This is a genomic window from Streptomyces sp. NPDC055099, from assembly GCF_053607685.1.
On the sequence record NZ_JBSGUA010000007.1, the window covers coordinates 294089 to 301118 of the forward strand.

The window sequence follows — 7030 nt, forward strand, 5'->3', positions numbered from 1 at the left end:
GGCCACGCGTCATCCACCCCTGCATATGATCGCCACCATGCCGTTGCGACTTGTGAACGTGAATTTCAAGGCCCGGGACGAATGGGCGCTCGGACAGTTCTGGGCGAAGGCGCTCGGCTGGGGCATCACCAGCGAGGGCCCCGGGGTCACGAACGTCGAACCCGAGGGCGTCGCCTACCCCGACCCCTCCGCCATCTGCGTGGATGTCGTCGTCGTCCCGGACCCCGAGACGGTGAAGTACCGCGTGCACCTGGATCTCGCCACCACCTCCGAGACCCACAAGGCGGAACTGGTCGCGCACCTGACGGAGCTAGGTGCGACGCCCGCCGACGTGGGCCAGGGCGACGTCCCGTGGACGGTCATGGCCGACCCGGAGGGCAACGTGTTCTGCGTGCTGGAGCCTCGGGAGCTGTACCGGGACACCGGGCCGGTCGCCGCGATCGTGGTCGACTGCGCCGATCCGCGGGCCATGGCCCGGTTCTGGGGTGAGGCGATGGACTGGACCCTGCACGAGGTGTCCGACGATCACGCCCGGATGCGTTCGTCCAAGGGGGTCGGCCCGTATCTGGAGTTCCTGCGCACCTCCGGCGAGAACACCGTGGTGAGCCGCGCCCACCTCGACGTGGCGCCGTACAAGGGTGACGACAAGGCAGCGGAGGTGGCGCGGCTGCGGGCCCTGGGCGCCACCGACGCCGACCTCGGCCAGGGCGACGTGCCGTGGACATGCCTCACCGACCCGGAAGGCAACGATTTCTGCGTCCTCTCCCTGCGCTGAGACAAGGCCCCGCGCGCCCGGTCACCCGTACTCCCAGCTCCCCTCGCCCACCTGTTCTCGGGCGATCCTGTGCCACTCCCGCACACCGCCCGGGAGCGGCCAGGCCCACGTGGGGCGCTGTGCCGTTCGCAGTGCGTCGAGACGGCGGACAAGGGCGGGCCCCGCGAACTCGGCGCCATCGGGGACGCGCGGGCCCTGCGCGGCGCGCAGCGCGGTGAACCGCTCCAGCTCCGTCTCGTACGCCGCCACGGCCCGCTCCGTGCCGGAGTCCACCTCGTCCTGCGGGACGGTCCGTCGCAGTTCCAGGACCGCCGGTTCCACGGATTCGGCGATCGCCGCCGCCAGTCGGGCGTGCCCGTCCAGGACCAGGTGGCTGTCGAGGCCGCTCACCCACCACAGCAGGACGGGCGGCAGGGTGCCGTCCCGCGCCTGCTTGCGACAGGCCTTGACCCTGGGGTCGTCGGCGCCGGGCATCGCCCGCAGCGGAAGAATCTCCCACGAGCCGTTGTGGATGAACCACTCGATGTACCCGTCGGGATCGCCCTCGATGAGCAGCGAGCGCCAGTACTCCCCAGGTGACTCGCCCTGGGGGTGGTTCGGGCGCAGGCCCAGCAGCGGGTCCGGGGACAGCACCCAACGCCCGTCGTGCAGGGGGCTGTCGGGCGACGTCGCGAGCAGGGCCGCGTAGTGGTGGGCCCAGCGCTCCGGGGAGCCGTCGAAGGCGCGGACGGTGTGTGCGCAGAGGGGGGACCAGGGGTCGGTGGCGGCCGGTGCGGTAGAAGTCGACGCCGTCGCGGTCCGGGTCCACCACGGCCAGCAGCAGCGGTTCCGCGCTCTCCCCTCGCGTCAGGAGCAGCCGGTTCCCGGCGGTCCAAAGGCACAGTCCGGGCCGGGGCCGCTCGCGAACTTCCAGGAGGAGGCCGTTCCAGGTGCCGTCGTTTCGGGTGAGGTTCGTGCGGCGCACCCCCTGGCGCGGACCGGGCGATCCCGTGGTGGACATGGACAAGTTCCCCCTCCCTCTGCGTCGATGGCCTGAACTGGATCGTACGTGCGAGTGCGCTCGCCCCTTCTTCGCTGCAATGATCAAAACGCACTGGTCAGGAGAGCGGAAGGGGCAGCACGTGCGCGTAATCGGGCTCATGTCGGGGACTTCGTACGACGCCATCGACGCGGCGGCGGCCGACCTGACGATCGACGGCGACCGCCTGCTGCTCTCCCCGCTGGGTCTGATCACCCGCGGGTACGACGAGGAGCTGCGGACGGCGCTCGCCGCCGCGCTGCCACCCGCCGCCACCACGTTGGCGGACGTGTGCCGCCTCGACACCCGCATCGGCCAGGCCTTCGCCACCGCGGCGGCTGAGGCCGACCGTGAACTGTGCGACGCGCGCGCCGAGTTGGTCGCCTCGCACGGTCAGACGGTCTACCACTGGGTGGCCGACGGCCAGGTGCACGGCACGCTGCAGATCGGGCAGCCCGCGTGGATCGCCGAGGCGACGGGCCTTCCGGTGGTCGCCGACTTCCGGCCCCGCGACATCGCCGCGGGCGGCCAGGGCGCGCCCCTGGTCAGCATCGTCGACCGGATGTGGCTGCGCGGCAGGCCCGGCACCCCCGCCGCGCTGAACCTCGGCGGCATCGCCAACATCACCGCCGCGGACGGCACCGCCTTCGACACGGGCCCCGCGAACGCGCTCATCGACGCCGCCGTGCGCGAGCTGACCCGGGAGCGGCTGACGTACGACATGGACGGCGAGATGGCCGCGCGCGGCACCGTCGACGAGGGTCTGCTCGCGGTCCTGCTCCGCGAGCCGTACTACGCGCGCCCCGCCCCGAAGACCACCGGCAAGGAGCTCTTCCATCTGCCCTATCTACGGGCCGCGCTCGCCGGATACGAGGCGCTCGCCCCGCAGGACGTCATCGCCACGCTCACCCTCCTGACCGCCCGCACGGTCGCCGACGCCGTCAGGTCGGTGGACGCCTCCGAGGTCATCGCCTCCGGCGGCGGCACCCGCAACCCGACGCTGATGGCCTTCCTGCGGGCCGAGTTGGGCGGAAAGGTCCCGGTGCGCACCTCCGACGAGCTCGGTCTGCCGTCCGCGGCGAAGGAGGCGTACGCCTTCGCGGTCCTCGGTTTCCTGACGGCGCACGGGCTGCCGGGGACGGTGCCGGAGAGTACGGGTGCGCGGCATGCGAGCGTGCTGGGTTCGATCACGCCGGGCCGGGCCGGCGTGCGGGTGCCCGCTCCCGGGGGCGACGGCCCGGTGCGGCTGGTGGTGGACGGGCAGGGGCGGTGAACTCACCGCTCTCCGCGCGGAATACAGCGGCCGAACGGTGACCTCCGTAGAGGCCCCCTCTCATCCCACTTTCACCGAATGCTCATACCCTGACGCCCATGACCCAGGTAACCCCTCCCGGCTGGTACCCCGACCCCGGCCAGACAACTGACGGCCCCCGTACCGAACGCTGGTGGGACGGGAACGTATGGACGGACCAGGTCCGCGCGGTGGGATCCGCCGCCGGGTGGAACGGTTCCGCCCCGGCGACTCCCCCGGCCTATCCGCCCGGCCCCCCGACGGGCACCCCGGGCGCCTACCCGGGCTATCCCTCCTATCCGGGGCAGCCCACCGCTCCTCGGCGCGGCCTGCGCATGGGCATAGCCATAGGCGTGGCCCTGGTGGTCCTGGCGGGGATAGGCGGCGGCGTCTACTTCCTGACCGCTGATGACGACGGGGACGGCGACAGCGCCGCCAAGAACCCCTCGTCCTCCGCCCCTTCGAAGCCCGGCGCTCCCCAGGACCCGCAGGACCCCGAGCAGTCCCAGCCGCCGGGCGGCTCGGCCCCGCCGTCGGAGGAGGGGTACGCCACCGACCCCCTCAGCGGCATCAGCCTCCCGGTGCCGGACGGCTGGACCGGCGCGGCCGGGCAGAGCGGCGGCGCCTCGGTGACCACGGGGCCCTACCCCTGCCCCAGGGACACCGCCAAGACCTGCACCCGCGGCGGCGCGTACGCCGGACTCGCGGAGGGTTTCAAGATCGACGCCAAGACGGCGGAGGCGGCCGCCAAGGCCGACATCTCCGTCAACGCCAAGGAGTCGTACGGCGGCAAGACCTACGGCAAGATCACCTCGCACAAGGAGCTGGAGTCCAAGGCGGTCACCGTCGCCGGCCAGAAGGGCTACCTGGTGCGCTGGAAGGCCGTCACGGAGAAGAGCGACGACGGGTACGTCCAGTCGCTGGCCTTCCCCTCGCCCACCCTGAAGTCCAAGCTCGTCATCGTCCGCTTCGGCATCGACGTGAACGACAAGTCCCCGAAGCTGTCCGTCATGGACGAGATCACCAAGGGGATCAAGGCCGCGTCGGGCGGCGGGGGCGGCAACGGCAAGGAGGTCTGACGGGCCCCGCAGAACCTGACGGGCGCCGGGAACGTCAGAGCCGGGCGGGCGGAACCACGAGGATTCCGCCCGCCCGGCCAAGAGCGGCCACGCCACCCCCGTCCCCACGGTGCGGCGCGCCAGGCAGATCGGGGCCCGTCATCCACCGGGCCCCGGTCCACGATCAGGTGGCTCCGGTCAGCCCCAGAGCTGGCAGCACGCACGCCTCCACGAAGTCGGACAGATACTCCTCGTCCGCTTGCTTGCCCTCCAGGACGGGCCGTGCCCGGACCACGCCCATGAGCTGGGCCGTGATGAACTTCGTGGCCGGATGGTCCGCGGCGATCTCGCCCCGGGCCACCCCGCGCTCGATCAGTTCGTCGAGCGCCTTCGTCTCGGGCTCGACCAGCGCTTCGCGCAGCGCGCTGCGCAGGTCCTCGTCCTGGAGCACCGCGTGGCTCAGCGCCTGCACCAGCATGCTGTCCCGGGTCGACCACTCCCCCGCGGCCCGCGCCGCCTCGCGCAGATCACCGGCGAGGGTGCCGGTGTCGATGCCCGCGAACCGCACGCAGCGGTTGGCGCGCAGCGCGGCGGCCACGAACTGGGGCTTCGTCTTCCACTGGCGGTAGAGCGTGGACTTGCTGCACCGGGTGGTCGCGGCCACGCCCTCCATGGTCACGGCGTCGTACCCGCACTCGCGGAGCTGGTCGAGGACGGCCTCGTAGAACTCCTGCTCACGCTCGGGCGTGATCTTGGAGCGGCGCGACGAGCCCGCGGGGTCCGTCGTGCCTGCTTCTGCTGCCCGGTCCGGCGACGTCATGGCTCTTCTCCTTGGTGCGGCGGCTTCGACCGACCCTATCGATACGCCAGTGTACCGGTACGGCCGCGTATCGGTACACTGGCGTATCGGTACACTGGCGTATCGATGAGTGGGGCGCTCCACGACCGCGCGAGGCGCTGGACCACTCACCACCCGCACCACCCAGTCGTCACGTAAAGGGGCCGGGGGATGAAATCCCGAACCGAGCCTGCCGAAGGGAAACCGGACATAGCCGTCCGGGAGCCGGACACATCTGCCCGACCGCCCCTCGTCCGCGAGCTCCTCCTCGTCGCAGGACTCTTCCTCGTCTACAAATTCGGCAGGCAGCTGGCCAACGGCCACACCGGTGAGGCCTTCCGCAACGCCCACCACGTGTGGGACGCCGAACGCACCCTGCACCTGCCGGGCGAGGGCGCCGTACAGAGCGCGCTGCTCAGCAGCGACACCCTGGTGCACATCGCGAACACCTACTACGCGACCGTGCACTTCCCGGCCACCGCGCTCTTCCTGGTCTGGCTCTACCTGCGCAGGCCCCGGCACTACGTGTGGAGCCGCCGGGTGCTCGCCGCGCTGACCGCGGCGGCCCTCGTGCTGCACCTGACCTTCCCGCTGGCGCCGCCCCGGATGCTGGAGGCGACCGGCCTCGTGGACACCGGGCAGGTGTACGGACCGAGCGTGTACGGCGCCTCCCCGCAGACCGACTCGATGGCCAACCAGTTCGCGGCGATGCCGTCCCTGCACTTCGGGTGGGCGCTGATGCTCGCCGTCGGACTCATCGTCGCGACCTCCTCGCGGTGGCGCTGGCTGTGGCTGCTGCACCCGCTGATCACCCTGCTCGTGGTCGTCGGGACCGCCAACCACTACTGGCTCGACGCCCTCGTGGTGACCGCGCTGCTCGGCATCGCGCTCGCCGTGATCAAGCTGCCCGATCCCACGCGCTCGCGCGTCGTGCGGCGGTACGCGCCCACGCGTGAGCTGGCCGCTCCCGGGGTCCGCCGATGAACGCCACCCTCCTCGCCGTCGCGCTCTCCCTCGTCTCGGCCGCCGCGTACGCGTGTGCCGCCGTGGCCCAGGAACGTCTCGCCACCCGCGTCACGGACTCCGGCAACGGCTTCCTGCGGCTGCTCGGCAGCGGACCCTGGTGGTCGTCGGTCGGGCTCAACGCGTCCGCGGCGCTGCTCCACGTGGCGGCCCTGAAGTACGGTCCGCTCACCCTGGTGCAGCCGCTCGGCGCGCTCACCCTGGTCGCCGCCGTGCCGCTGGGCGCCCGCCTGGCGGGGCGGCACGTCACCTCGCCGGAGTGGCGTGGCACCGGGCTCACGCTCATCGGCCTCGGCGCCCTGCTCCTCACCGCTTCCGGTCCCGCGCCCGACGACACGCTGTCCCTGACGGAGGCGCTGGCCGTCGCGGGCGTCACGATGGCCGTGATCGGCCTGCTCTCCCGGCCCGGTACGCGGCCGGGGCTGCGTCACGCGACCGCTTCCGGGTTCGCCTCGGGCGTCGCGTCCGCGCTCACCCAGACCGTGACGGTCGCCGCGACGGACCGCTCGGGGCCGCTGCTCAGCCCGCAGGTGATCGTCGTGGCACTGCTCGTCGCCGCGTTCGCGGTGGGCGGTCTCCTGCTGTCCCAGACCGCGTACCGCGGGGGGCTCGGTGCGCCCCTGGCCGTCGTCACCCTGGCCAACCCGGTGGCCGCCGCCGCCATCGGTGTCACCCTGCTCGGCGAGCGGTTGCAGGGGGGCGTGGCCGGGCTGTTCCTGGCGGCCGGGGGCGCGGCGATCGCGGCGTACGGGGTGCTGGTCCTGACGCGGTCACCACGGGACGGCGCGTCCTCGGAGGCACCTTCGGAGTTGTCCCCACAGGACTTCCTGCCCTCCATCCCCGGGCAGACCGAACCCGCCGCGCTGCATCTGTCACGCCACTGAGGCAGCCCCGTCAGGCTCGTAGACGCGTAAACGGTGTTGGGGCGCGTCCTGGATCCAGGACGCCCCCCACAAAACATTTAGAGCCGAAAAAACAAACCCCAAAACCCGCCAGAGCTGGATAAAAGGCCGGTGACAACACAAAA

General features: G+C 72.0%; 7 protein-coding genes. 5 read left to right on the forward strand and 2 right to left on the reverse strand.

Translation table 11 applies throughout. From position 1 onward, the window contains the following. Positions 1-37 precede the first annotated feature (37 nt). Positions 38-775 carry a VOC family protein gene (locus ACWFRU_RS20105; protein ID WP_453688741.1) on the forward strand — a complete coding sequence of 246 codons (738 nt, stop codon included), beginning with the start codon at positions 38-40 and terminating at the stop codon, positions 773-775. A 21-nt stretch (positions 776-796) separates the two neighbouring features. Here the strand turns inward: ACWFRU_RS20105 and ACWFRU_RS20110 are convergent, their stop codons facing one another. Continuing rightward, positions 797-1408: a hypothetical protein gene (locus tag ACWFRU_RS20110; RefSeq protein ID WP_453688743.1), complete on the reverse strand. Its 612-nt coding sequence runs from the start codon at positions 1406-1408 to the stop codon at positions 797-799. A gap of 488 nt (positions 1409-1896) precedes the next feature. Here ACWFRU_RS20110 and ACWFRU_RS20115 point away from each other — a divergent pair, with 488 nt between their 5' ends. Both ACWFRU_RS20115 and ACWFRU_RS20120 read left to right on the forward strand, forming a co-directional pair. Next, a complete protein-coding gene (locus tag ACWFRU_RS20115) occupies positions 1897-3066 on the forward strand; it encodes an anhydro-N-acetylmuramic acid kinase (protein WP_453688745.1) in 1170 nt (389 codons plus the stop codon). A gap of 98 nt (positions 3067-3164) precedes the next feature. Beyond that, positions 3165-4163, forward strand: coding sequence for a DUF2510 domain-containing protein (locus tag ACWFRU_RS20120; protein ID WP_453688746.1), 999 nt, complete (start codon positions 3165-3167; stop codon positions 4161-4163). 163 nt (positions 4164-4326) lie between these two features. On the opposite strand, the gene ACWFRU_RS20125 is transcribed toward ACWFRU_RS20120, so the two are convergent. Beyond that, complete coding sequence (locus ACWFRU_RS20125) at positions 4327-4962, reverse strand: TetR/AcrR family transcriptional regulator C-terminal ligand-binding domain-containing protein (protein ID WP_453688748.1); 636 nt, start codon at positions 4960-4962, stop codon at positions 4327-4329. 189 nt (positions 4963-5151) lie between these two features. Between ACWFRU_RS20125 and ACWFRU_RS20130 the strand changes: the two genes are divergently transcribed. Further along, the gene (locus ACWFRU_RS20130) at positions 5152-5964 is read left to right on the forward strand and encodes a phosphatase PAP2 family protein (RefSeq protein WP_453688749.1); all 813 of its coding nucleotides are present in this window, start codon (positions 5152-5154) and stop codon (positions 5962-5964) included. Beyond that, positions 5961-6887: a DMT family transporter gene (locus ACWFRU_RS20135; RefSeq protein WP_453688751.1), complete on the forward strand. Its 927-nt coding sequence runs from the start codon at positions 5961-5963 to the stop codon at positions 6885-6887. Before ACWFRU_RS20130 ends, ACWFRU_RS20135 begins: the two co-directional genes overlap by 4 nt. Positions 6888-7030: the final 143 nt, after the last annotated feature.

What these genes read in the sequence shown, in the direction of transcription:
- ACWFRU_RS20105 (WP_453688741.1), top strand. Translation starts at nt 38, where the DNA reads ATGCCGTTGCGACTTGTGAACGTGAATTTCAAGGCCCGGGACGAATGG.
- ACWFRU_RS20120 (WP_453688746.1), top strand. Translation starts at nt 3,165, where the DNA reads ATGACCCAGGTAACCCCTCCCGGCTGGTACCCCGACCCCGGCCAGACA.
- ACWFRU_RS20125 (WP_453688748.1), bottom strand. Translation starts at nt 4,962, where the DNA reads ATGACGTCGCCGGACCGGGCAGCAGAAGCAGGCACGACGGACCCCGCG.
- ACWFRU_RS20130 (WP_453688749.1), top strand. Translation starts at nt 5,152, where the DNA reads ATGAAATCCCGAACCGAGCCTGCCGAAGGGAAACCGGACATAGCCGTC.
- ACWFRU_RS20135 (WP_453688751.1), top strand. Translation starts at nt 5,961, where the DNA reads ATGAACGCCACCCTCCTCGCCGTCGCGCTCTCCCTCGTCTCGGCCGCC.